General features: G+C 46.2%; 19 protein-coding genes and 1 pseudogene. 14 read left to right on the top strand and 6 right to left on the bottom strand.

Annotated elements, in window-relative coordinates:
- Positions 1-165: 165 nt before the first annotated feature.
- Entirely contained in the window at positions 166-702 is a 537-nt protein-coding gene (locus H8K55_RS15705; protein WP_186943013.1) for a hypothetical protein, read from the top strand.
- On the top strand, positions 699-1946 hold the full coding sequence (locus H8K55_RS15700) for a hypothetical protein (RefSeq protein WP_186943012.1): 1248 nt from the start codon (positions 699-701) through the stop codon (positions 1944-1946). Before H8K55_RS15705 ends, H8K55_RS15700 begins: the two co-directional genes overlap by 4 nt.
- A gap of 137 nt (positions 1947-2083) precedes the next feature.
- Here the strand turns inward: H8K55_RS15700 and H8K55_RS15695 are convergent, their stop codons facing one another.
- Positions 2084-3520 (bottom strand): aminotransferase-like domain-containing protein, encoded by a 1437-nt coding sequence (locus tag H8K55_RS15695; protein WP_186943011.1) that lies wholly within the window; start codon positions 3518-3520, stop codon positions 2084-2086.
- 415 nt (positions 3521-3935) lie between these two features.
- On the opposite strand from H8K55_RS15695, the gene H8K55_RS15690 reads away from it, so the two are divergent.
- The 7 genes from H8K55_RS15690 to H8K55_RS15660 all read left to right on the top strand — a co-directional run bounded on the left by H8K55_RS15690 (position 3936) and on the right by H8K55_RS15660 (position 9959).
- Positions 3936-4394, top strand: a complete 459-nt coding sequence (locus H8K55_RS15690) for a RidA family protein (RefSeq protein ID WP_186943010.1) — start codon at positions 3936-3938, stop codon at positions 4392-4394.
- Positions 4395-4489: 95 nt separating this feature from the next.
- A complete protein-coding gene (locus H8K55_RS15685; RefSeq protein WP_186943009.1) occupies positions 4490-5683 on the top strand; it encodes an aminotransferase-like domain-containing protein in 1194 nt (397 codons plus the stop codon).
- Between the two features lie 191 nt (positions 5684-5874).
- Positions 5875-7080, top strand: coding sequence for a M24 family metallopeptidase (locus tag H8K55_RS15680; protein WP_186943008.1), 1206 nt, complete (start codon positions 5875-5877; stop codon positions 7078-7080).
- A 159-nt stretch (positions 7081-7239) separates the two neighbouring features.
- The gene (locus H8K55_RS15675) at positions 7240-7965 is read left to right on the top strand and encodes a pseudouridine synthase (RefSeq protein WP_186943007.1); all 726 of its coding nucleotides are present in this window, start codon (positions 7240-7242) and stop codon (positions 7963-7965) included.
- 79 nt (positions 7966-8044) lie between these two features.
- Positions 8045-8659 (top strand): ParA family protein, encoded by a 615-nt coding sequence (locus tag H8K55_RS15670; RefSeq protein WP_186943006.1) that lies wholly within the window; start codon positions 8045-8047, stop codon positions 8657-8659.
- Between the two features lie 205 nt (positions 8660-8864).
- Entirely contained in the window at positions 8865-9494 is a 630-nt protein-coding gene (locus tag H8K55_RS15665) for a lysophospholipid acyltransferase family protein (RefSeq protein ID WP_186943005.1), read from the top strand.
- A gap of 15 nt (positions 9495-9509) precedes the next feature.
- The gene (locus H8K55_RS15660; RefSeq protein WP_186943004.1) at positions 9510-9959 is read left to right on the top strand and encodes a flagellar basal body-associated FliL family protein; all 450 of its coding nucleotides are present in this window, start codon (positions 9510-9512) and stop codon (positions 9957-9959) included.
- A gap of 29 nt (positions 9960-9988) precedes the next feature.
- Here H8K55_RS15660 and H8K55_RS15655 read toward each other — a convergent pair whose 3' ends face one another.
- The 4 genes from H8K55_RS15655 to zwf all read right to left on the bottom strand — a co-directional run bounded on the left by H8K55_RS15655 (position 9989) and on the right by zwf (position 14231).
- Complete coding sequence (locus tag H8K55_RS15655) at positions 9989-10828, bottom strand: HDOD domain-containing protein (RefSeq protein WP_186943003.1); 840 nt, start codon at positions 10826-10828, stop codon at positions 9989-9991.
- Between the two features lie 129 nt (positions 10829-10957).
- The gene (locus tag H8K55_RS15650) at positions 10958-11869 is read right to left on the bottom strand and encodes an SIS domain-containing protein (protein ID WP_186943002.1); all 912 of its coding nucleotides are present in this window, start codon (positions 11867-11869) and stop codon (positions 10958-10960) included.
- A 135-nt stretch (positions 11870-12004) separates the two neighbouring features.
- Entirely contained in the window at positions 12005-12787 is a 783-nt protein-coding gene (locus tag H8K55_RS15645) for a 6-phosphogluconolactonase (RefSeq protein ID WP_186943001.1), read from the bottom strand.
- Positions 12774-14231: a glucose-6-phosphate dehydrogenase gene (zwf, locus tag H8K55_RS15640; RefSeq protein ID WP_186890145.1), complete on the bottom strand. Its 1458-nt coding sequence runs from the start codon at positions 14229-14231 to the stop codon at positions 12774-12776. The genes H8K55_RS15645 and zwf overlap by 14 nt, the downstream gene beginning before the upstream one ends.
- A 377-nt stretch (positions 14232-14608) precedes the next feature.
- Here zwf and edd point away from each other — a divergent pair, with 377 nt between their 5' ends.
- From edd to mobB, 5 genes are all read left to right on the top strand, one after another.
- Positions 14609-16456, top strand: a complete 1848-nt coding sequence (edd, locus tag H8K55_RS15635; RefSeq protein ID WP_186943000.1) for a phosphogluconate dehydratase — start codon at positions 14609-14611, stop codon at positions 16454-16456.
- Positions 16457-16642: 186 nt separating this feature from the next.
- Positions 16643-17281: a bifunctional 4-hydroxy-2-oxoglutarate aldolase/2-dehydro-3-deoxy-phosphogluconate aldolase gene (gene eda, locus H8K55_RS15630; RefSeq protein WP_186942999.1), complete on the top strand. Its 639-nt coding sequence runs from the start codon at positions 16643-16645 to the stop codon at positions 17279-17281.
- 275 nt (positions 17282-17556) lie between these two features.
- Positions 17557-19170, top strand: coding sequence for a glucose-6-phosphate isomerase (pgi, locus tag H8K55_RS15625; protein WP_408057981.1), 1614 nt, complete (start codon positions 17557-17559; stop codon positions 19168-19170).
- Positions 19171-19642: 472 nt separating this feature from the next.
- A complete protein-coding gene (gene ppc / locus H8K55_RS15620) occupies positions 19643-22399 on the top strand; it encodes a phosphoenolpyruvate carboxylase (RefSeq protein WP_222612498.1) in 2757 nt (918 codons plus the stop codon).
- Between the two features lie 109 nt (positions 22400-22508).
- Positions 22509-23048, top strand: a complete 540-nt coding sequence (gene mobB / locus H8K55_RS15615) for a molybdopterin-guanine dinucleotide biosynthesis protein B (protein ID WP_230408655.1) — start codon at positions 22509-22511, stop codon at positions 23046-23048.
- 127 nt (positions 23049-23175) lie between these two features.
- Here mobB and H8K55_RS15610 read toward each other — a convergent pair.
- A pseudogene (locus H8K55_RS15610) lies at positions 23176-23323 on the bottom strand (IS110 family transposase); the annotation flags it as partial.

Below are 23323 nucleotides of genomic sequence, written 5' to 3'. Positions count from 1 at the left end.
CAAGTACAAGTAAAAAACTTGTCGTTGTAGCTTTTCATTTAAGAATTCAAAATTTTCTTGTCCCAGCTAGGCCTTTGATGCTATTTTGCTTAAAAATAAACTGTTAATAATTATTTTTTTATTTACCTGTTTATCGAAAAATAAAATGAAAAGAAGGGAAAAGGTATGCGATGCGTATTTCGCTTGGGCGTGATGGTTCTTGTCTGTCTGTGGTCATTGAATTTGTTCGCGCAAGAAAAAATCCAATTAGAACGTATGGTGTTGACCGATAGCATTGATCGTCAAAACCGACAGTTCAGGAATAAATTAACTTCTCCTATACACGGAAAAAAAGCTTATGTATGGATGCAATTGCGTGGCTCTGCTGCACTGTTGGAATTATTGAGACAAAGCAGTCAAGGGAGCCTGCCTATCCGTCATGAATGGTACAAATATCAAAGTGACGAGATTAGTGCAGAAACGCCTGATACCTTGAATCTGAGTGTCGATTTATCCGTAGGAAAAAAAGACGTTTTGCAAAAATTATCCTATGAACTCGCTGCCGATGGGGCATTCACTTGGCGTGTATGGAGTGGGAAAGAACAATTGAGTACTGGATGGTGGCGGGTCGATTTAGTGTATGCAACGGGGGAGCCTGTGCTATGCCCAACCGTCGACAATAAACAAAAAGCGTGTAAATTTTCTTTTGAGGTAAAACGATGAGCGATCAACAAAATGTAGTTGCGAATCCAGCGCAAGCTGCAGAGCCGAATGTTAGTGCGAATACGAGTGAAAGTATCGGTAGTAGCACTAACTCGACATCGATCGCAAATTCGCTTAAGGATGATAAGCAGAATAAGCGCGACAATCAGCGCTTACAGGCTGCCATTCAGGATGCACAGATTCTAGTGGCGTATGCTGCTGAATGCGGAAGCTCAATTGATGAAAGTGTCATTCGTGTGATCGTCAGTAGCGGCAGTTTGTATTCGCAAAATGCGATGGATGATGATACTGAGACGGCGTTTTGGCTGGCGTATAACACCTTAGCAAAAAACGTGGCACCTGTGACTGTGAACAGCCTGCAAGCGATACTTGATCCGCAACCAGGTGATACGCGAAAATTGTGGGGCATGGAGATACCGAAAGACTCTTTGGCGCGTCGCGCAGTTCGCGGGTATACGGTTTTGGCGATTGTGACACTTTGTACTTTATTGACGATACAAATTTATTGGTTGTTCGGTAAGCAGATTTCTGGTGACATTCAAACCATCACTGACAAGCATACGGATGCTAAAGCGAAGTGGGAAGCAGCACGTCTGCAGGCGATAAATTCGACGCCCAAGAATACCAACAAAGCGACGACGGGCAATGCTAAGGATGCGGCTACGGGAGCGGTTACTGGTACTTCTGCGGAAGATAAAGACAGCAGCACAATTAGTAGCGGCAATGTAGTACAAGACACCAGCCTGTTTACCTTAAAAGCACAAGAGCAAACATACTTGCTGCATAAAAAATCGAGCTATGAATCCTTGCATGTCTGGAGTCGTATTTGGGCGATATTTTTACCAAATCCGCAAATCGAAGTCGATGACCCAGGAGAGAAGAGAATTTATGATAATTCGATTATATTGCAGTCATCGAACTTACTACTAGATGCATTGCAGCGTTACTTATTGCCGCTCTTATATGGTCTGCTGGGAACCTGTGTATATGTCTTGCGTACGCTATCATCAGAGATTTCTGCGCGCACTTATTCGGAAGCATCGAATATAGGATTTCGGATACGTTTGTATCTGGGAACTTTGGGGGGAATGGTGTTTGCGTGGTTTGTTATTCCGGATCAGACCGATGGTTTATTTAAGTCTTTGTCGCCATTCGCTCTGGCATTTCTGGCCGGTTATAGCGTCGAAATTTTATTCGCCGCCATGGATAGGTTTTTGGTTGCGTTTACAAATAAGCAGGCTTAAGTAGCATACGATGGTGTTGAATAGTGCTGAGTTGTGTTGATTGGCGTTGAGTACGATTCAGCAGTTCTGTCAAATCAAATTTTCTTGCTACAGTTCTTAATGCAGTAAGTTGCATGGATCATGGTATCGCGTGCAACTTACTTTAGTTCTTTTTCTAAAAAATCCCACACGCCAGAATCAGACATCGCTGCTACATTTAAGCGCATGTGGGTAGATGGCAATTGATGTGGTGAAAACAGGCTGCCGGGGGCGAGTAGAAAACCTTTTTCTAACGCTTTTTCTGTTAAGACAATGGTGTCTTTGCCCGTGTCAACCCAGAGAAACATTCCCGCTGGTGTGCGATATTTGACTTGCATACCGATTTTTTCTACCCGGTTAGTCACCTCATCGCGAGCACTGTCGAGCTTGCCGCGTATGCGATCAACGTGCTTGCGATAATGTCCCTCGGATAGAATTTTGTGCACCACGCGCTCACTGATTTCATTGGTCGTCAGGCTCGACAACATTTTGCGATCAGCCAGACGTATTGCCGTTTCGCGTGAAGTGGCAATGAAGCCTACGCGCAAATTGGCCGCCAATGTCTTAGAAAATCCCCCCAAATAAATAACGCGATTGAGCTGATCCAGCGCAGATAGACGAGTGGCTGGTTGCACTGCAGAGCCAGGGTGCATATCGCAGTATATGTCGTCTTCTACAATCATAAAATCATGCTGCTCCGCCGTTTTCAAAACCTGAAATGCTTTTGCAGCTGATAGGGAAGTCGAGGTTGGGTTGTGTAGTACCGAGTGGATAATGTAGAGCTTGGGCTTGTGCAGGGCAGCTAATTCAGCGAGTTTCGCGACATCAGGGCCATCGTGCAAACGTGGAATGCCAATGACCTTCGTTCCTAAGGTAGCAAAGGTGCCAAACATCAAAAACCAGGCTGGGTCGTCGACAAAAATGGTGTCACCAGGTTGAGTAAATTCACGTGCGACTAAATCAAGTGCTTGCGTGACCCCATTGGTTGTCACGATTTGTTCTGGTGCTGCGGCGATTTCCAGCTCCGCTAATTTCAGTTGTAGCTGCTGGCGAAATGGTAGAAAACCTTGTTGTGTGCCGTAATGTAGTAACAGACTTTGATTTAAGCGACTGACGGCGCGCAGACCATTCGCGACTAATTCGCCATCCAACCATTCATGCGGTAATAAACCAGATCCCGGCATTTTTTGTGGAGGCAATTGACGTAGCATATTGCGCACCAGCCAGACGACATCAGGTTGTTGCGAACTGGGAATTTCTTGGGTGTGCGTGGAAGGGGCATTAATCAACGACGCGCGTTCACGTACAAAAAAACCTGATCCTCGACGCGACTCCAGATAGCCATTCGCTACTAAGCGATCATAGGCTTCGACCACCGTAAAGCGTGACACCTTTTGCTCGTCTGCAAATTGCCGTATGGACGGCATGCGTGAGCCAGTGCGCAATAGTTTGTCGTCGATCCGACAGGCGACAGAGCGCACGATTTGCTCTACTAGGGAACCGCCTGAATCGCGCGACACCATATTCCCTATCGTCAGTTTGGAGCTAGAGCGCATTTTCTGATTTCCTTTGCATTTCCTCTGCGTTTCCTCTGCGGTTCCTCTGTATTGGTGAAAGCACCATGACAGTGTGAAATCTATTTTGTTAATTGTATTGGTACTGTATCGGTAATTGCGAGTAGCATAGCATAAAGAACAAGTGCTTTTCGTTTTTGAGAAGGTAAGCTTAAGTGGCTTTCGGGTGGTATTGAGCTGATACAGATTTGATGTTTATTCTGTAGATATTGTCTGGTTTTCACTTATTTCTAGTCAAAAGAGCGCAAAAATCTGCTGGCAGATGAGTTGTTTTTGGATTCCAGGGTGGTCTTGCCACGGCTTGCCCCTTACAATGTCGTTACTCGCCTATCGTTGCGCTTTAGCTTTCTCCATTCACCGTAAACATTTACGGGTTTATTTTTGTTTAGGAATTGTCATGTCAGTTTACGAAAAATTAAAAGCCTTGAATATTCAATTGCCAGCGGTTGCTGCGCCTGCTGCTGCCTATGTGATGCATGCGCAAACCGGCAATACAGTATTTTTGTCCGGCCACATTGCGAAGAAAGATGGCAAAGTGTGGGTAGGGCAGTTAGGCAAGAATATGGAAACTGCAGAAGGTAAAGAAGCGGCGCGTTTGATTGCGATTGATTTGCTGGCGACTTTGCAAGATGCCTGCGGCGGCGATTTGACCCGGGTTAAGCGTATTGTGAAATTGATGAGCTTGGTGAATTCCACGTCAGAATTTACTGAACAGCATTTGGTGACGAATGGTGCGTCTGAGTTGATCGGTGAGATTTTTGGTGAACAAGGCAAACATGCACGTTCCGCTTTTGGTGTTGCGCAGATCCCTTTGGGTGCTTGTGTGGAAATCGAAATGATTGCTGAGCTCGCCTGAATATAGATTGTATGGTTTTTTTATTGATTGAAACTCGTGTCCTTGGTATTCAGTCGATCAACCTGTTTTAAAACTTTTTTTGAAGTGAATCAAGTATGAGTCTGCAAAATTTAAAACCAATAGAATGGAAATTTTCCGAACGTGCAGAGCAGTTGCAAAGCTCAGCAATTCGAGAAATTCTCAAAGTGACGATGCGTCCTGAAGTGATTTCTTTTGCAGGTGGTTTGCCTTCTCCAGAGACTTTCCCAGTAGATCGCATGCGTGCCGCTTTTGATAAAGTTTTGCTGGAAAATGGTAAGACTGCATTGCAATACGGCACGACAGATGGCTATGCACCGCTACGCGAATTTATCGCTAAATCTTTGTCGACTGCAGATTGTACGATTACCGCAGATCAAGTCATGATGGTATCTGGCTCCCAGCAAGGTTTGGATTTATTGGCAAAAGTATTGGTGGATGAAGGTAGCAAGATCTTGGTAGAAACACCAAGCTACCTTGGCGCTTTGCAGGCATTTTCGGTTTATCGCCCTGAATTTGTTTCTATCGAAATGGATGATGATGGCGTAGTGCCTGCATCCGTCGCTGCAAAAGGTGAGGGCGCAAAGTTGTTTTACGCCTTGCCTAATTTTCAAAATCCTACCGGACGCACATTATCTGTAGAGCGTCGTAAGGAATTGGTAGAGACTTGCGCACGCATGGGCATTCCACTGATCGAAGACAATCCGTATGGTGATTTGTGCTACAGCGGAGAACCATTGCCTAAGCTCTTAAACATGAATCCGAATGGTGTGATTTATCTCGGTTCATTCTCCAAAATTTTGACCCCGGGTATTCGCCTAGGTTACATGGTTGCACCAGTACCTTTGATTCGTAAATTGGAGCAGGCAAAACAAGCGACAGACTTGCACACATCAACATTGACGCAAATGGCAGTGTATGAAGTCATTAAAGATGGTTTCTTAGATGAACATATCCCAAGTATCCGTCGCTTTTACTCTGCGCAATGTGATGTGATGTTGGCTGCAATGACTAAGCACTTCCCTGAAGGCGTAACTTGGACGCGTCCATTGGGTGGTATGTTTATATGGGCGACTTTGCCTAAACATATTCATAGCAAAGATTTGTTGACGGATGCATTGGCGAACAATGTTGCGTTTGTGCCGGGTGGCCCGTTCTATGCGAATGAAGCCGAAACAAATACTTTCCGTTTAAGTTTTGTGACGGTATCGCCTGAGAAAATTAACGAGGGTATTGAAAAGATCGGTAATTTGATTAAAGCGCGCATGTGAAAAAGTCATAATTTTATTGTGTGCAGAATGGAAGGCTAGTCAAAAAATGACTAGCCTTTTTTATTATGCAGATTTCGTCATGGATATTCTCGTGCCTATCAAGACCGGATAAATTAAATTTGGTACAGTCTTTTTCATTGCAAAGTTCCATTTTCTAAATTGATACAGATTACCGACACGAAGGAAATACCATGATGAATTCCATAGGCGGCTCTAACGCTGCAACCGAATTAGCCAGCATCGTTAAAGACTTATCGCATGTACGGCCAATTACAAATGATGAACGTCAACAGAGAAGAGAGAAGGCTGCGGCTCTGATGCAAGAGCGTGGTATTGCCGCATTGATTTTGAGTGCCAGTACCAGTTTGTATTATTTCACCGGCTTATCCTGGTATCAAAGTGAGCGTTTGGTGGGTGCGGTATTGACTCGTGGCGGTAAATTGATTTTTGTGAGTCCAGCATTTGAAGATTCTAAGCTACGCGAGACGCTCGGTAGTCAAGCAGATATTCGCCTGTGGGAAGAGGACGAAAGTCCTTATGCCTTAGTGGCACAGATCTTGAAGGATGAGGGTTTGAGTGGCACCGTTGCATTGGATGAAGCCGCACCATTTTTCATCACTGATGGTTTGCGTCAAGCTCTGTCTTCGTATTCCATGGTGAACGGCATGGTGGTTACTGCTGAATGCCGTATGCATAAATCAGCGAATGAAATTGCGCTGATGCAGGCAGCAAAAAATATTACGCTGGAAGTACAGAGACGTACAGCAAAAATTTTACGTGAAGGTATTTCATCCGTTGAAGTGGCGGACTTTATCAATCAAGCGCATCGCGCTTTTGGTGGTAGTAGTTCAACCTTTTGTATCGTTAGCTTTGGTTTGCCTACCTCAATTCCACATGGCCCCGATGGCGTCCAATATTTAAAAGACGGCGATATGGTGTTGATTGACACGGGTTGTATGATAGAACGCTACCATTCTGATATTACACGTAGTTATGTATTCGGTGAACCAACTGCGCGTCAACGTAGTATGTGGGATTTGGAAAAGGCTGCACAAGCCGCTGCATTTGATGCTGCCCAAATTGGTGTGCCCTGCGAAGAGGTGGATGCCGCCGCTCGTCGTGTGCTAGAAGCAGCAGGCCTTGGTCCAGGATATAAAACGCCAGGCCTGCCACATCGTACCGGACATGGTATCGGCCTTGATATTCATGAATGGACTTATCTGGTGAAAGGGAATAAGACACCATTAGCTGCCGGTATGTGCTTTAGCAATGAACCTATGATCTGTCTGGATGGCGAGTTCGGTATTCGCTTGGAAGATCATTTTTATATGACTGAGCAAGGGCCGAAGTGGTTCACTGGACAAAGTTATGCGGTGGATGCACCTTTTGGTGCCTAATTGCGTGCTTGATTTAGCACTTGGTCCCGCACCTGAGTGTTAGCGCAATATGTTAGCGCAATACGAAAGCCTGTAATTGCCATGGCAATTCCGGGCTTTTTTGCTTCTAGGCATTCTTAACAGGTAAAATGCAGGCTTGAATCTATAGAGCTTTCCATCATGAGCAAATTGTCTTTTGACCGCATCTTGCAATCGCAGGGATTCGGTACCCGTAAATACTGTCGTGAATTAATTGAAGATGGTGAAGTTTCCATCGACGGCATCGTTCATGACAACTACAAAGAATCCTTAGAAACGCAGGGCTTGGTTTTTACGATTTTTGAAGAAGAATGGACTTACCGTGAACATGTCTATCTGTGCTTGAATAAGCCCGCTAACTTTGAGTGCTCACGCAAGCCTTCGCATCATCCTAGCGTGCTGACATTATTGCCTGAGCAATTAAGTTGGCGCGACGTGCAACCGGTTGGACGTCTTGATCACGATACGACAGGCATGTTGTTGATGTCAGACGATGGACCTTTTATCCATGCGCAATCCTCGCCTAAGCGCCATATTCCTAAGCTGTATGTGGCCACTACGGCGGAACCTGTAACGGATGAGCTTATTCAAAAATTATTGTCGGGTGTGCAATTGCATGATGAACCAGCCCCCTTGTCTGCACAAAGCTGCGAGCAAGTTGGCGAATTTCAGTTGCAAATTGTGTTGGAACAAGGAAAATATCATCAGGTCAAGCGTATGCTGGCAGCAGCAGGCAATCATTGTGCTGCATTGACTCGTACCGCGATTGGCCAGTTGAATTTATCGAGTTTAGGTCTGCAAGAAGGTGAATGGTGTTATCTTGAGCCTGAACATTTGGCATTGTTAATATCGGATGCTGAAAAATAAGCATGAATGATAGTTTGTCGTGTTGAGTGTGCCGACAGTAGTTTCTTTTCTCTGTAGTTTCAGTCGATAAGGAATACCTATGCTAGTGATCGCCGTAATGAACCCTAAAGGTGGTGTCGGTAAAAGTACGTTTTCCACCAATCTCGCTGGTTATTTTGCAGCGCAAGGGCATCATGTGATGCTGGGTGATGCCGACGTGCAGCACTCATCGCGTGCCTGGTTGTCGCTAAGGCCAGCGAATTTGCCAGCGATTGCGGGATGGGAAATCTCGGATGGGAATATTGCGAAACCACCAAAAGGCACCAGCCATGTCGTGATTGACACCCCAGCCGGAATTAAAGGTAACAAGCTCGACGCGATTTTAAAGATTGCAAACAAAGTTGTCGTTCCTTTACAAGCGTCGATGTTCGATATTTTGGCGACCGAAGAATTTCTGAAAAAATTAGCCAAGCGTGAAGAAAAATGTGACGTTGGCGTCTTAGGGATGCGAGTGAATGCGCGCACTAAAGCGGCTGATCAATTAGCGCATTATGTGGCCCAACTCGGTTTACCTGTATTGGGATATCTACGTGATACACAAAACTATATTCAATTGGCGGCACATGGCGCAACACTTTGGGATGTAGCTCCTTCAAAAGTAGAAAAAGACTTGGCGCAGTGGGATGAGTTATTGCAGTGGGTCGTCAAAAAATAAGAATGGCAACTGTCACTTCCGAGCGCTAACTGAGCGAACTGAGTTGCCTGAGTTGCGATTTACTATTGCAAGTCACAGCAAATTAAAAAATCAAAATTAAAATTATAAAAATTTCACCTAGAAAAGACAAACGCAAGTATGTGTAAAGCCGTTCCCAGACGGATACTTTCGCACATGTTGCTAGCGTTTGTTTAGAGACAAAGACATGCATTTCACTATCTTTAAAACGCCCGTGATTAATACCATCATGCGATGGATTTCGGCTCTGATTTTGCGCTTGCTCGGTTGGCGAGTCGACGGCACTGCAGCCGATGCGCAAAAGTGTGTCTTGATAGGTGCACCTCACACGAGCAATTGGGATTTTCCTATTGCGTTGATGATTTGCTTTGTCCTGCGACTAGACGTGTATTGGATGGGGAAGGCAAGTTTGTTTCCACCTGTTTTCGGCGCGATCATGCGTTGGCTGGGCGGGATTCCCGTTGATCGGTCGCAATCTGGCAATCTCGTGCAAGGCACGATAGATGCCTTTAATGAAAATGAAAAACTATTGGTCATCGTTCCGCCGGAAGGCACTCGTGGCAAAGTCACGCGTTGGAAAACGGGTTTTTATTACATTGCAGTTGGTGCAGGTGTGCCTTTGGGTTTGGGCTACGTTGATTTCAAAGAAAAGATTGGCGGCGTCGGGAAATTGTTCTATCCTTGCGGCAACATTGATGAAGACATGGTTTTAATTCGCGAATTTTATGCGGGCTTCACTGGTAAGAATCCTCAGCAGTTTGACGCCGAACAAATTCAGGCGAAGAGTAGCAAGAATATCGACGAATTGAATAAATAAACTAGGAGTTTTGTTTTGAAGCCCGAGCAGAAAGCGACAAAAAAAGATTTAAGCAAAGCAGGCTCTGATCGGTTTGCGATGTATGCGGCGGTAGTCGTTTTACTATTTTTTTGTGCAGTCGCTTTTTTTATTTATGTCGGGCGCAATGCCAAAAATGATGCAAATATCTCCTATCTTGAACTAAAAAAATCTTATGTGAATGACCAAGGTTTGGTCGGTCGATTAATGGTTTCGATACAGGTAAATCAAGGAGACGAAAGCTGGCTTGACGATAACAAGGCAATATTAAACGAGCAATTCCAAAAAGAATTGACAGTAATCGATCTCGAAACTTTGCGGACCAAAGAAGGCATCTTAGAACTGCAAGATGAATTGCGCAGAAAATTCAATCAGGTATTGAAGACTGACAAAATTGAAGCGGTGATGGTGACCGAAGTTTTATTGCAAGATCAACGGATAGAATAGTAAGTATCAGTATAAGCACAAGCACAAGCTTACAAATCAATCTGATCAATTTTTTTCAACTTAATATTCGCTTCTTCAATCAAGGTATCAAGTGACGATTGGTCAAGATTGAGACTGTTCCATGAAACTAGCGATACAGAAATTGTTTGCGTTGCTGGAACGTCATTTCGATTGAGCATGTGGGCGATGCCATCGGCGACGTGAATGATAGAAGCCAAAAAACCTATGCCCGTTTTGTCCGGTTCATGGTGTCCTCCGATTGCATGTTTCATCACATCAGAAAAATTCCATTCAATTGCTAAGGCCTCGCCAACTTCAGCGTGGTCTATTCCTAATATTTTTCGCTCAGCCTCGAATTGAGTTGCTAAGCCAGTTTTTCGATAAGCAATGACTTCTTCAAATTCTTTGGGATAGAGCGTCACCAAAGTCAACAAACCAATGTCGTGCAATAGCCCGGAAATAAACGCGACATCTTCATTAAATTTCATACGGCGGGCGATCAGCTTTGAAATAAACGCGACCGCATTGGAATGTCGCCAGAAAGCTTTGTGGTCAAAACCCTGACAATTATTTTCTGGAAAACATCCAGATAGGGCCGCTGACAGCACCATTTGTTTGACAGTCGCCATTCCTAGTAAAGAAATTGCCTGCTGTATCGTGGTGACTTTGATGAGGGTAGAGTAAAACGGCGAGTTTGCGTAGCGCAGTGTCTTGGCGGTCAGTGCCAGATCTTGAGTCACTTTTTTGGACAGCAGGGAAATGTCGGCATCTTCCTGGTCCAAACTATTGAGTAATTCCATCACCACTGCAGGTAGCGTTGGTAAATCTTTCAAATTCTCGGTAACTTGTTGCAGACTAAGTTGTGTCATAAAAGCTAGCCCTTTTTTGAAGATGAGAATAGCTTGCCAGAAATTACAGAGTTAGTGCATGTTTTTTTTGAATAATTTGCCGTCTTTGTTGTAATCAGATGTCGTGTCTAACAATATGTTCTCGAACCCTTACAGCGCTTCGTCTAGCTTAGAGACCAAGCGTTTTTCCGAGATACTGGCTTTAGCCCGTTCTAACATATCAATCGCAGCAGGGCCGCGCAACAAGGTTACGGCGACCGCCAACGCGTCAATGTAAGTCAAATGCGCGAGGCGTGATGTCATTGGTGTATAAATATCCGGATCTTCTTCCACGTCCACACTGATGTGCACATCGGCGAGTTCCGCCAAAGGGCCACCACTTGCGCAGAGCACTAAGACTTTGGCACCCGTGTCTTTAGCGAGCTGCACACTGCGGATTAAATCACGGGTGCGACCCGTGCGGGAGAAGGCGACTACCAGGCAATCGCTATTGAGTAAGCTGGCAGATTGCGCCTGTAAATGTGCATCGCAAAATACGGTGGTCGGAATCCCAAAGCGGAAGAATTTGAGTTGTGCGTCAATTGCTAATGCACCCGAGTAACCGAGGCCGTAGCATTCGATACGACGCGCTCTCGCCAGTAGATTGACTGCCGCTTCAAAGGTCGCGCTGTTGGCGGTGTTGCGTGCTTCCATGAGCGCTGCAATGGTGCGGTCGAATACTTTCGGTAAAACATCTTTCACATGGTCAGCCTGATTCACGTCCAGATGCAAGTAAGGGATTCCCGTTGCCAAGCTTTTTGCAAATGCCAGTTTAAAAGATTTAAAACCATCAAAACCTAAGGACTGGGCAAAGCGTGCAACTGTCGGTTCGCTGACATTGCAAACTTGTGCCAGCACGCGTATCGACATCTCTAAAGCATCGTGTGGTTTCTGTAAAAGGAAATCAGCGACTTGTCGCTCAGCGCGACTTAGTGCGGTACTGGCGACGCGTATGCGTGCCAGCAATCCCTTTTCAGGTGGATTGTTGGTCGTAGTGTTTTTTGTGGAAAGTACGTTGACCATAGTGTGATTGCCTTTTGTCTCTTGCGTTTTGTTTTGCTGATCAAGTCAAAATGAATGTGCATTTGTTAAAAGAGCGACCTTCTGGGACGCGCTTTTGATGCGGCTTTGGCGAAAAATCTAAAACAGACTTAGTTTTTAAGGGCACCAAAAAACTTCAATCTGACATTGTGCCTGCTTTAGCAGCTTGGTGATAGGCAGACTTGTCGTTAATGCGTTTTCATATACCTGACGCTTCTCGTCGCCGGTGATCACCAGCCAGATTTTTTCTGTTTGTAATAAACGTGGCAGGGATAGCGAAATCCGCGTTTGATGGGTTTGCGGATGGACTGCGGCGAGGCAATCCAAACCATCGGCTTGCACTGGAGCACCGGGGAATAAAGAGGCGATATGACCATCTGCACCCATGCCCAATAGCACTGCACTAAAACGTCCTGGCAACTGTTGATGCAGACGTTCGTTGATAGCTTCCATCGCCACTTCGGGCGTATTTGCTGCGTTTTTTAAAGACACCAGATTCCACTGTTTGCCATAGCTGAGTGGTAGACATTTTTTGAACAAACCTTCATTGCTTTGTGGATCATTATCATTGACCCAGCGTTCATCCGTTGCTGCCAGGCGTACATCGGACGGTGTGCGTTGTGCCAAGGCTTGATCGAGTTCGCGATATACAGGTGCCGGTGTTGAACCGCCCGCTAAGGCAAATGCGGCAGGGCGATTTTCGGAGGCGGCAATATCGATTATATCTACCCACTCATTCACCAGTGATTTTGTCAGTTCGCCGAAATTCTCGAAACGACGAAACTGCGTATTAATATTTCCATTAATATTTCCATCGATATTTGGATTGATAATCTGATTACTCACTTGTTGTCCTATAGTCTCCATCACCGCGTCCATGTTCTGCTCAGCCTTCCACATACTCTTCGCCCCACGCTGCTCCGTGTTGCGCTAACAAATAACTTGCTGCGGCTGGGCCCCAGCTGCCTGCGATGTAGGATTTCAAACCTTCGGCATCGTTATCCCAAGCCGACATAATCGGATCGATCCATTCCCATGCTGCACCGAGTTCATCATCACGCACAAACAAAGTCAGATCGCCATGCAATGCGTCGAGTAATAAGCGCTCATACGATTCCACGCGGCGTAAATTTGATGCTTCGGCAAAGTCCAGATTCAAAGCAACATCGGATAAGCGTATGCCTTCGCCTGGCTCTTTCGCCTTCATGAACAATTGCACGCTTTCTTCTGGTTGCAAAGTGATGACCAGACGATTTGAGCGCAATGGTCCTTGACCTTTGCCAAAAATCGAATACGGAATCGGCTTGAAATTAATCGTAATTTCAGCGCAACGACTTGCCATACGTTTGCCCGTGCGCAGGTAGAACGGCACACCAGCCCAGCGCCAGTTATCAATCTCAGCACGAATCGCGACAAAGGTTTCGGCACGGCTGGAAGTCGGTACGCCAGGTTCATGTTGATAGCCGATGACGGGTTTACCATCAACTGCACCAGCGCGATATTGACCACGTACGGTTTTCTTCGCCACATCATCGGCAGTGAATTTGCGTAGTGCACGTAATACTTTGACTTTCTCATCACGGATGGCATCAGGATTGGCATTGACTGGCGGTTCCATCGCGACAATAGAAACTAATTGCAATAAATGGTTTTGCACCATGTCACGTAATGCGCCGGTTTTGTCATAGAAATCCCCACGGGTTTCTACACCGACTTGCTCAGAGATGGAGATTTGTACATCTTGTATCCACTTGCGATTCCACAAAGGTTCAAGGAAGGAGTTAGCAAAACGCAGCGCAAACAAATTCTGCACCATTTCTTTACCGAGGTAATGATCGATACGATAGATTTGATTCTCGTTCAAATAAGTGCGCAGGGCGGAATTGATTTCTTTGGCAGATTTTGCATCGCGACCCAAAGGTTTTTCGACTACAACGCGGGCATTGCCTTCAACCAGACCGTGTTTCGATAATTGCTCTACGACTGGAATAAAAATGTCTGGGCCGATTGCCAAATAGAATAATTTTGCTTTCGTAGTGTCTGCATTGACCCGCGCTTTCAGTGCATCAAAATCACCCGGCACTTTTGCATCAATTTTTGAGTAGCCCGTAAGTGCCAAGAAGGCTGCTAATTGTTCTGGCGTGCCATTCGCTTTTGCCGCATAGGTTTCTATGCTTGCCGCAACGCGGGTACGGAAATCATCATCGCTGAGCGCCTCACGTGCAGCACCGATAAAACTAAATTCGGGATCAAGACGCCCATTGACGAACGCGCTGTACAGTGCAGGAATGATCTTGCGTTTTGCCAGATCGCCAGTACCGCCAAACAATACAAAAGTAGTCATGTGGACTCCGTTTAATCCTAATTAGAAAAATAATTTCGTTTGTTGAAATTAGTGAACATTTTTAAACCCCTCAACGCCGAGACGCAGAGGCGCAGAGTTTAAAAGGAGAAAAGCGAAACGAGCCATGAACTCCTCTGTTTTGCTTTTCCTCAGTGTCTCGGTGTCTCTGCGTTGAGGGGTTTTGAATTGAACTTTTAACGTCATAAATTATGCCATAGCTTAAACCATATTTCTTCAAAAATGTAGTTTCATTACGATATTTTTGATGGTTTTTATGTTTTAAATGGAAAATTATCGCTTTTATGAAAGTTTGTTACAGTTTTTTTCTGTTTTTGTGCTATCTTTCAGTTATTCGAATTAGATACCCCCACAAAACTATGACGACTTCTGGACAAAATACAAATCAAGTTGCAATCAACAAAGTAGTTGATGCAGTCACGCAGCGAATTACTGAACGCAGTAAGACTTTGCGTGCGGAATACTTGGCGCGCCTAGAGCAATTGCGCAATCGCGGACCGCGTCGCGCCAGCTTATCTTGTGCGAATCAGGCGCATGCGAATGCTGCGGCGGATAGCAAGACTAAAATCTGGTTGAATCAGGCGCAGAAACCGAATATCGGCATCGTAACAGCCTACAACGACATGTTGTCGGCGCATCAGCCTTACGCAACTTATCCCGATCAGATAAAAGAAGCGGCTTTGCGCTTCAATGCGACCGCGCAAGTCGCTGGCGGCGTGCCAGCGATGTGTGACGGCGTGACGCAAGGTCGCCCAGGTATGGAATTGTCTTTGTTCTCACGCGATGTGATTGCGCAAGCAACCGCGATTGCCTTGTCGCATGATGCATTCGATGCGACTTTGTGTCTTGGTATTTGCGACAAAATTGTGCCGGGTTTATTGATCGGTGCTTTGGCATTTGGTCATTTGCCGACCGTCTTTATTCCAGCAGGCCCTATGGGTTCTGGTTTGTCGAATAAAGAAAAAGCAGCAGTGCGTGAACGTTATGCGCAAGGTAAAGCGACCAAAGAAGAATTGCTGGCGGCAGAAAGTGCTGCCTATCATAGTGCTGGTACTTGCACCTTCTACGGCACGGCAAACAGTAATCAAATGTTGTTAGAAGCGATGGGCTTACATCTGCCGGGCTCTGCATTCGTGCATCCATCCGACCCTCTGCGTCATGCTTTGACGGATGCGGCGGTTGAACAAGTATTGAAGTTGACCGAAGCAGGTGGTGACTATCGTCCTATCGGTCATGTTGTGAATGAAAAGACTATCGTGAACGCGGTGATCGCCTTGTTGGCGACTGGCGGTTCAACGAATCACACTATCCATTGGATTGCAGTGGCACGTGCTGCGGGCATCCTCATTGACTGGCAAGATTTTGATGAATTGTCCTCGGTGATTCCATTATTGACGCGCGTTTATCCTAACGGTACTGCAGACGTGAATGCGTTTGAAGATGCGGGCGGTCCGACATTCGTAATTCGCGAATTATTATCGCAAGGCATGATGCATGCGGATGTCATGACCGTATTTGGTGATCAAGGTTTAGCATCGCACACGACGCGCCCGGAATTACAAGAGGGAAAAGTCGCCTTCATCGCGCATCCAGAGAGATCCAGTGATCCTACGGTCGTACGTAATGTGGACGAACCTTTCGCCGCAACAGGTGGTCTGCGCTTGTTGCAAGGTAATTTAGGCCGTGCGATTGTCAAAGCATCTGCCGTGCCAGAAGAGGCCTGGATAGTGCGTGCGCCAGCCAAAGTATTTGAATCGCAAGACGCCTTAGTCGGAGCCTACAAAGCAGGGCAACTCAACCAAGATTTCGTCGCAGTCGTGATCTTCCAAGGACCACAGGCTAACGGTATGCCGGAGTTACATCATTTCACACCAGTGTTAGGTAGCTTAATGTCGGCTGGCTATAAAGTCGCCTTGGTAACAGATGGCCGTATGTCAGGCGCATCCGGCAAAGTTCCAGCGGCTTTGCATGTCAGTCCAGAAGTTGCACAAGGCGGTCCACTTGGCAAAGTGCGAGATGGCGACATGATCGAGTTAAATGTGCATACCGGTGAATTGCGTGCTTTAGTTGATGAAGCAACATGGGCGGCGCGCAGTAATCCGACAGTGAGTATCGACAGCAGCTATGGCTATGGAAGAGATTTATTTGTCGCGCAACGCCGCGTCGTGACATCGCCAGAGCATGGTGCTTCGACTTTGTTTATTTGATTTTAAAACCCCTCAACGCCGAGGCGCTGAGACACAGAGTAAAACCTTAAAAGAGAGGTTTTCTCTATTTTCGATCTTCTCGGCGCCTCTGTGCCTCGGCGTTGAGGGGTTTAAATAAATCAGTGAAAGTTTTTGATTTTAATAAATTTGAAGTTTAATAATTTACCGTTTTGAAGTGAGACCATGATGACTATGACGACAGCCGCGATTATTTCTCAACTGGCACAAGTACGTGTGCTGCCTATTTTGGTCACAGATGACGTTGATCAAGCGATTCGTTGCGTGACGACCTTGGCTGAAAATGGTTTGCCAGCCGTCGAAATCACTTTGCGCACGCCGAATGCGATGACGGTTTTACGCGAAGTCGTGAAGGCTTGCCCAACAGTGACGGTCGGTGCCGGCACGATTTTGACACCAGCGCAACTGGATGCAGTGCGTAATACTGGCGCAGCGTTTGGTATTAGCCCCGGCATCACGCCCATGTTGGCAAAAGCGGCTGCGGAATCTGGTCTGCCTTATTTTCCTGGTGTAGGTGGTGCGAGCGATTTGATGCTGGCGTTGGAACATGGTTTCAATGTGGTGAAGTTGTTTCCATCCGATATCGTCGGTAGCGTCAAAATGGCAAAAGCACTTGGCGGTCCATTTCCTGATGTGAAATTCTGTTTGACGGGCGGCGTGACGGTGGAAGCTACGCCGACTTTGTTGCAGCAATCGAATGTTTTGTGCGTCGGTGGCTCGTGGATGTGTCCGGCGAATTTGATTGGTAGTAATGATTGGACAGCAATTGGGCAATTGGCTGCACAGGCTGCGGCGGCAGGTCGATAGGTATTGTGGTGTAGTTTTATTTAGGTGAAAAATAAGAACGAAAACCCCTCAACGCTGAGACGCAGAGGCGCCGAGAAGATCGAAAACAGAGAAAACCTCTCTTTTAAGGTTTTACTCTGCGTCTCTGCGACTCGGCGTTGAGGGGTTTTGATTTAAGGTTTTGATTTAAGGTTTTAATTTTTCGTCATAAATTAGTGAGCAGTTTTTTTATCTACAGCCTTGTGCTGAAGCATTTGGTTTTCAATTAATTTTTCTCAGGTTGTTTGATCATGGCTATCTCAGTTTCTCGTACCCCATTGTGGTGTTTGTTGCAGCAACGCGCGAATAATATGCCTAGCTTAAAAGAGTTGTTTCGCGCTGATCCGCAGCGCTTTACGCACTTTTCCGCTTCCGCTTGTGGCATGTTGTTGGACTATTCCAAACAACGCATGGATACCACGGCGAAACTCAATTTATTAGCGCTGGCGCGCCAGCAAGAAGTTGAATCACGTCGTGATGCAATGTTGCGCGGCGAAGCAATTAATAACACGGAAAATCGCGCGGTTTTACACACGGTATTGCGCTTGCCTAAGGGCGAAAAATTCATGCTCAACGGTGAGAATATCGCGGCGGACGTGCACAGTGTGTTAGCGCAAATGCGTAGCTTCAGCGATGCAGTGCGTGAAGGTCGTTGGTTGGGTTATACCGGAAAACCAATTCGTACAATTATCAATATCGGTATCGGCGGTTCGGATCTCGGACCGCAAATGGCATGTATCGCATTAGCACCGTGGTCACAAAAAAATCTGTCTCTGCATTTCGTCTCGAACGTCGATGGTCGTCACGTTGCCGATTCTTTAGAAAATGCCGATCCAGAAACGACTCTGATCGTGGTTGCATCTAAGACTTTCACCACGATGGAAACTTTGACCAATGCCCGTACTGCACGTGAATGGATGCTGAATCATGGTTGCCCTGAAGATCAAATTCGCCAACATTTCGTTGCATTGAGTACGAATGTCAAAGCGGCGAAAGCCTTCGGTATCGCAGAAGAAAACGTGTTCCCATTTTGGAACTGGGCGGGCGGTCGCTATTCCATGTGGAGCGCGATTGGCTTGTCGATTGCTTTATACGTTGGCGCTGATCGTTTTGAAGAAATGCTGGCGGGCGCACATGAGATGGATTTGCACTTTGCACAAGCACCATTGGAACAAAATTTACCAGTTTTGATGGCCTTGATCGGTGTCTGGAATATCAACTTCCTCGGCTTGCAAGCTTTGTCGATCGCACCGTATCACCAGCGGATGACGCGCTTGCCAGCCTACTTGCAGCAGTTGGAAATGGAAAGCAACGGCAAGTCGGTGACGCGTGAGGGGCAGCGAGTTGATTACACGACTTCACCGATTCTGTTTGGTGAAGCGGGTACGAACGGTCAACATGCTTACTTCCAATTACTACATCAAGGCGCGACGATTATTCCGACCGACTTTATCGTAGTCGCAGATGATGACGCAGGTTTGCCGGGCCATAATCAAGCGCTGTTGGCGAACTGCTTCGCGCAATCGAAAGCGATGGCTTGGGGAAAAAATATTGAAGAAGTGCGCGCTGAACTCGGTGATCTGCCAGAAAAAATGTTAGCGCCGCGCGTCTTCGAAGGCAATCGCCCAACTTCAACTTTGTTGCTCGATTCCTTAACACCACGTTCACTCGGCGCCTTGATTGCGCTTTACGAGCATAAAGTGTTTGTGCAATCAGTCATTTGGGATATCAATGCTTTCGACCAATGGGGTGTGGAATTAGGTAAATCATTAGCGCAGCAATTGATTAGTCTAGATCCAACAGCGGTGAAAGAAGAATACGATAGTTCGACCAAAGGTTTGTTAAAGGCTTTGACCAAACGGCATCGTTGAATGACGTTCCCGCTCCAACAAACCACGGTGTATCTATACAAGCTTGAGCGACGCTATAAGTTCCCTCCCTTTCAAGGGGAGGGTTAGGGAGGGGATGGGTTTTCGTTGGTAAAGCTGTACTTTTGATCGAAACCCATCCCCATCCCAGCCTTCCCCTTGAAGGGGAAGATGTATTCATCGTGTCTCAACTTGCGCATATACCTATGTCCGTAAGCGAGTTAGGGATAGATGATTCAGCGAACGATAACTTTAGAAGTCATGGAGTAGGTGCGGATTCGTTAAGAAGTCATGATCCTTGAACTTAGCTATATGTATTTGATTTATATTGAACGAAGCTGATATACCTGCCGTAGTGCTATGAGCTTTGTTAAGATGTTTTGACTTTTTTGTGCACGGGTTTCCCCTACACTTGCGGTTTTCCTTATTTACCCTCGTTTTACCTTCATTTTAGAATTTACTGAAAAACACGATCATGAACGATATCGCTGACGATAAAGACCAGAGCCTCCGTGAAGACATCCGCCGCTTAGGCCGCATTTTGGGTGACACGGTTAGACATCAACATGGTGAAGAAGTATTTTCTCTGATTGAAACCGTACGTCAAAATTCAATTCGTTTTCGTCGCGATGCGGATGTCGCGGCTCGTGCTGAGCTGGAAAATACGCTCGATACTTTAACTAACGATCAAACCACACACCTGATTCGCGCTTTTAGTTATTTCTCACATTTGGTGAATCTGGCTGAAGATCAACATCATATCCGTCGTACCCGCGCTCACTTGATCGCTGGATCTGCTCCACGTCGTGGTAGCTTGGCGCACACGATCGAAACACTTTTTGCCAGTGAGAATGGTGCGGAGAATTTGAATACTTTCTTCCAAACCGCCGAGGTTAGCCCTGTATTGACTGCGCACCCAACCGAAGTGCAGCGTAAAAGTATTTTGAATTGCCAAATGGTGATTACGCGCTTGCTCGATGAACGCGATCGTATGCAATTGACGCCTGAAGAATCGCGCGCGAATGAAGATGCACTGCAACGTGCAGTGTTGACTTTGTGGCAGACCCGTATGCTGCGTATGTCGAAATTGTCGGTGCTCGATGAAGTCGAAAATGGTTTGAGTTTTTATGACTACACCTTCTTGCGTGAATTACCGCATCTGTATGCTGGCTTAGAAGATCTGCTAGCAAGTAAAGACCAGCGTTTTGAAAAGACGGAATTGCCGAGCTTCATGCGACTAGGTAGTTGGATCGGTGGTGATCGCGATGGTAATCCATTCGTCACCGCTAGTGTTTTAGAAAAAACTTTAACGATGCAATCCACGCGCGCTTTCAAATTTTATTTGGAAGAATTGCATACGCTGGGTTCGCAATTGTCGATGGCAACTTTGTTAGTGAAAGTGTCTCCTGAATTGGTCGCACTTTCTGAGCGTTCACCTGACCACTCACCACATCGTGCAGACGAGCCATATCGTTTGGCTGTGAGTGGCGTGTATGCGCGCTTGTCGAGCACCTTTAAGAATTTGCTAGGATTAGATCCGGTGATCGCGCCATGCGGGATGGCCGATGCGTATGCTAATGCAGAAGAATTAGTCGCGGATCTCGATATCATTCATCAATCTTTATCGGACAATGGCTCGATAGGCATTACACGCGGGCGTTTACGTCATTTACGTCGTGCGGTTCGCGTGTTTGGCTTTTATCTTGCACCTATCGACTTGCGTCAAAACTCCGACGTGCATGAGCGTGTGGTTGCCGAATTGTTGCAAGCGGCGAACCCGTCATTGAAGTATCTCGATCTCAATGAAGATCAGCGTATAGAAGTATTGATTACAGAAATCAGTTCGTCACGTCCATTAGCATCACCGTACTTAACGTATTCAGACGAAACACAATCTGAGCTAGCCATTTACCGCGCCGCGTGCACTGCGCAACAGCGTTACGGCAAAGGCGCAGTGCCAAATTGCATTATCTCGAAAACCGATGGCGTTTCCGATATGTTGGAACTCGCTTTGTTGTTGAAAGAATCTGGTCTATTACATCCGGCTGAAGCTCGTCTCGATGTGAATATCATTCCTCTATTTGAAACGATAGGCGATTTGCAAAACAGTGCGCCGGCGATGGATAGATTATTCGGCATTCCTGCTTATGCACGCTTGCTGACGAGTCGCAATAATGCCCAAGAAGTCATGCTCGGTTATTCCGATAGTAATAAAGACGGCGGCTTCTTAACTTCCGGCTGGGAGTTGTATAAAGCTGAAATTGACTTGGTCGAAATCTTCGCTAAGCATCAAGTACGTTTACGTTTGTTCCATGGCCGTGGCGGTTCAGTTGGTCGCGGCGGTGGTCCTAGTTATCAAGCGATTTTGGCGCAACCGGCGGGAGCGGTGCAAGGTCAGATTCGATTGACGGAACAAGGCGAAGTTATCACTGCAAAATATGCAAATCCCGAAGTCGGGCGTCGTAATTTGGAAGTCTTGGCTGCCGCAACGATGGAAGCGAGTTTGCTTGCGCATACCGAGTTGGCACCACGTCCAGAGTTCCTCAAAACCATGGAAGCTTTGTCCGAAAACGCCTTCAAAGCCTATCGCAATATGGTGTATGAGACGGATGGCTTTGAACAGTATTTCTGGGAATCGACAGTCATTTCTGAAATTGCTGGTTTGAATATTGGTAGCCGTCCTGCATCGCGTAAGAAGTCCACCGCGATTGAAGATTTGCGCGCGATTCCTTGGGTATTTAGCTGGTCACAATGTCGTCTAATGTTGCCGGGCTGGTTTGGTTTTGGTAGTGCGGTAAAGCAGTATTTAGAAGCGAACCCTCAAAATGGCTTGCAGACTTTGCAATCGATGTTTAAAGACTGGTCCTTCTTCTCCACAGTATTGTCGAATATGGAAATGGTCTTGGCCAAGAGCGATATCGGTATTGCGAGTCGCTATGCGCAATTGGTCAAAGATGAGGGATTACGTAATCGTATTTTCCCGCGTCTGGAAGCGGAGCATGCTTTGACGATCGCCGTTCTGAAACAGATTTCTGGCCGTGAGGATTTACTGTCTGATAACCCCTTGCTCAAACGTTCTATCGTCAATCGTTTCCCTTATCTGTCGCCTTTGAATCACGTGCAAGTAGAGCTTCTAAAACGCTATCGTCAGGGAGATGAAGATGAACGTGTACGTCGCGGGATTCATTTGTCAATTAACGGTATTGCTGCAGGTTTGCGGAATAGTGGATAGGTGATCTATTTTCAAAATCGATTTCAAATCTTGATTTGAAATAAGCAGGTATTGCAAACAGGGGAAAGTATTTCGGTATACTTTCCCCTTTATTTTTATGGGCTTTACTATGCGTGCAGCGATCTTGGGAGTGGTTGGCTGGTCAGGTAGTGGCAAGACAACTTTGCTTGAATATTTAGTTAAGGCTCTGGCACAGTCAGGCAAGTCTATTAACGTCATTAAGCATAGTCACCACGATGTGACTTTAGAACCAGCACATAAAGACAGCGCCAGATTACGGAATGCCGGAGCGGGGCAAGTGTTATTGGCTTCGCCATTTCGTTATGCGATTGTGCAAGAGTTGCGCGCCACTCCCGAGCCTAGTTTAAGTGAGTTGCTGGGAAAATTAGATCCAGCAGATCTGACTTTGGTTGAAGGCTATAAATGGTCTAAGCTCAGCAAGCTAGAAGTGTATCGACCGAGTTTGGGGAAACCAGCGATTTACCCGAATGATGAGCATATCGTCGCGGTCGCCTCGGATTTACTGAAGCCAGCCGATTTTCCATCTACATTGACTTGGCTAAATCTAAATTGTCCAGAAGAAGTGCTTGCTTGGATACAACTGGGATTGGATAGGGATGAATTTTCCTGTGAAGTAGAAAATATTTAATTCTAGCCAATATAAGACTCATGCAAAACAGACACGAGCGTTGCTGTGTTTCCATGTAATGCTCAACAAGGAAGGGCAGGCATTGGTCTCAAAAATAAATGGGGCCAAGTAGATACTGTTATCCGAGTCAAGCAGAATGCAAGCTTGCATCGAAAGGCTTGCCGGATTTTAGTACGCCAAATGCGACATGAATGAGTTTTCTCATCATGGCACCAATAATGACCATGGGAGGTTTCCCGGATGCCGCTAGACGCTGGCGGAAAGCCTTGCCCCAT

Origin of the sequence: Affinundibacterium flavidum, assembly GCF_014284175.1 — a bacterium.
In the GTDB taxonomy this organism is placed as follows: domain Bacteria; phylum Pseudomonadota; class Gammaproteobacteria; order Burkholderiales; family Burkholderiaceae_D; genus Undibacterium; species Undibacterium flavidum.
Note: the sequence above shows the minus strand (reverse complement) of the source record. Positions and strands in the feature narration are given on the sequence as shown.

Bases quoted from the DNA above. Each gene is read 5' to 3' on its own strand.
- H8K55_RS15695 (WP_186943011.1), bottom strand. From the start codon at position 3,520: ATGCGCTCTAGCTCCAAACTGACGATAGGGAATATGGTGTCGCGCGAT.
- H8K55_RS15700 (WP_186943012.1), top strand. From the start codon at position 699: ATGAGCGATCAACAAAATGTAGTTGCGAATCCAGCGCAAGCTGCAGAG.
- H8K55_RS15655 (WP_186943003.1), bottom strand. From the start codon at position 10,828: ATGACACAACTTAGTCTGCAACAAGTTACCGAGAATTTGAAAGATTTA.
- H8K55_RS15650 (WP_186943002.1), bottom strand. From the start codon at position 11,869: ATGGTCAACGTACTTTCCACAAAAAACACTACGACCAACAATCCACCT.
- H8K55_RS15705 (WP_186943013.1), top strand. From the start codon at position 166: ATGCGATGCGTATTTCGCTTGGGCGTGATGGTTCTTGTCTGTCTGTGG.
- ppc (WP_222612498.1), top strand. From the start codon at position 19,643: ATGAACGATATCGCTGACGATAAAGACCAGAGCCTCCGTGAAGACATC.
- H8K55_RS15675 (WP_186943007.1), top strand. From the start codon at position 7,240: ATGAGCAAATTGTCTTTTGACCGCATCTTGCAATCGCAGGGATTCGGT.
- H8K55_RS15665 (WP_186943005.1), top strand. From the start codon at position 8,865: ATGCATTTCACTATCTTTAAAACGCCCGTGATTAATACCATCATGCGA.
- eda (WP_186942999.1), top strand. From the start codon at position 16,643: ATGACTATGACGACAGCCGCGATTATTTCTCAACTGGCACAAGTACGT.
- H8K55_RS15645 (WP_186943001.1), bottom strand. From the start codon at position 12,787: ATGTGGAAGGCTGAGCAGAACATGGACGCGGTGATGGAGACTATAGGA.
- H8K55_RS15690 (WP_186943010.1), top strand. From the start codon at position 3,936: ATGTCAGTTTACGAAAAATTAAAAGCCTTGAATATTCAATTGCCAGCG.
- H8K55_RS15680 (WP_186943008.1), top strand. From the start codon at position 5,875: ATGATGAATTCCATAGGCGGCTCTAACGCTGCAACCGAATTAGCCAGC.
- zwf (WP_186890145.1), bottom strand. From the start codon at position 14,231: ATGACTACTTTTGTATTGTTTGGCGGTACTGGCGATCTGGCAAAACGC.
- H8K55_RS15670 (WP_186943006.1), top strand. From the start codon at position 8,045: ATGCTAGTGATCGCCGTAATGAACCCTAAAGGTGGTGTCGGTAAAAGT.
- edd (WP_186943000.1), top strand. From the start codon at position 14,609: ATGACGACTTCTGGACAAAATACAAATCAAGTTGCAATCAACAAAGTA.
- H8K55_RS15685 (WP_186943009.1), top strand. From the start codon at position 4,490: ATGAGTCTGCAAAATTTAAAACCAATAGAATGGAAATTTTCCGAACGT.
- mobB (WP_230408655.1), top strand. From the start codon at position 22,509: ATGCGTGCAGCGATCTTGGGAGTGGTTGGCTGGTCAGGTAGTGGCAAG.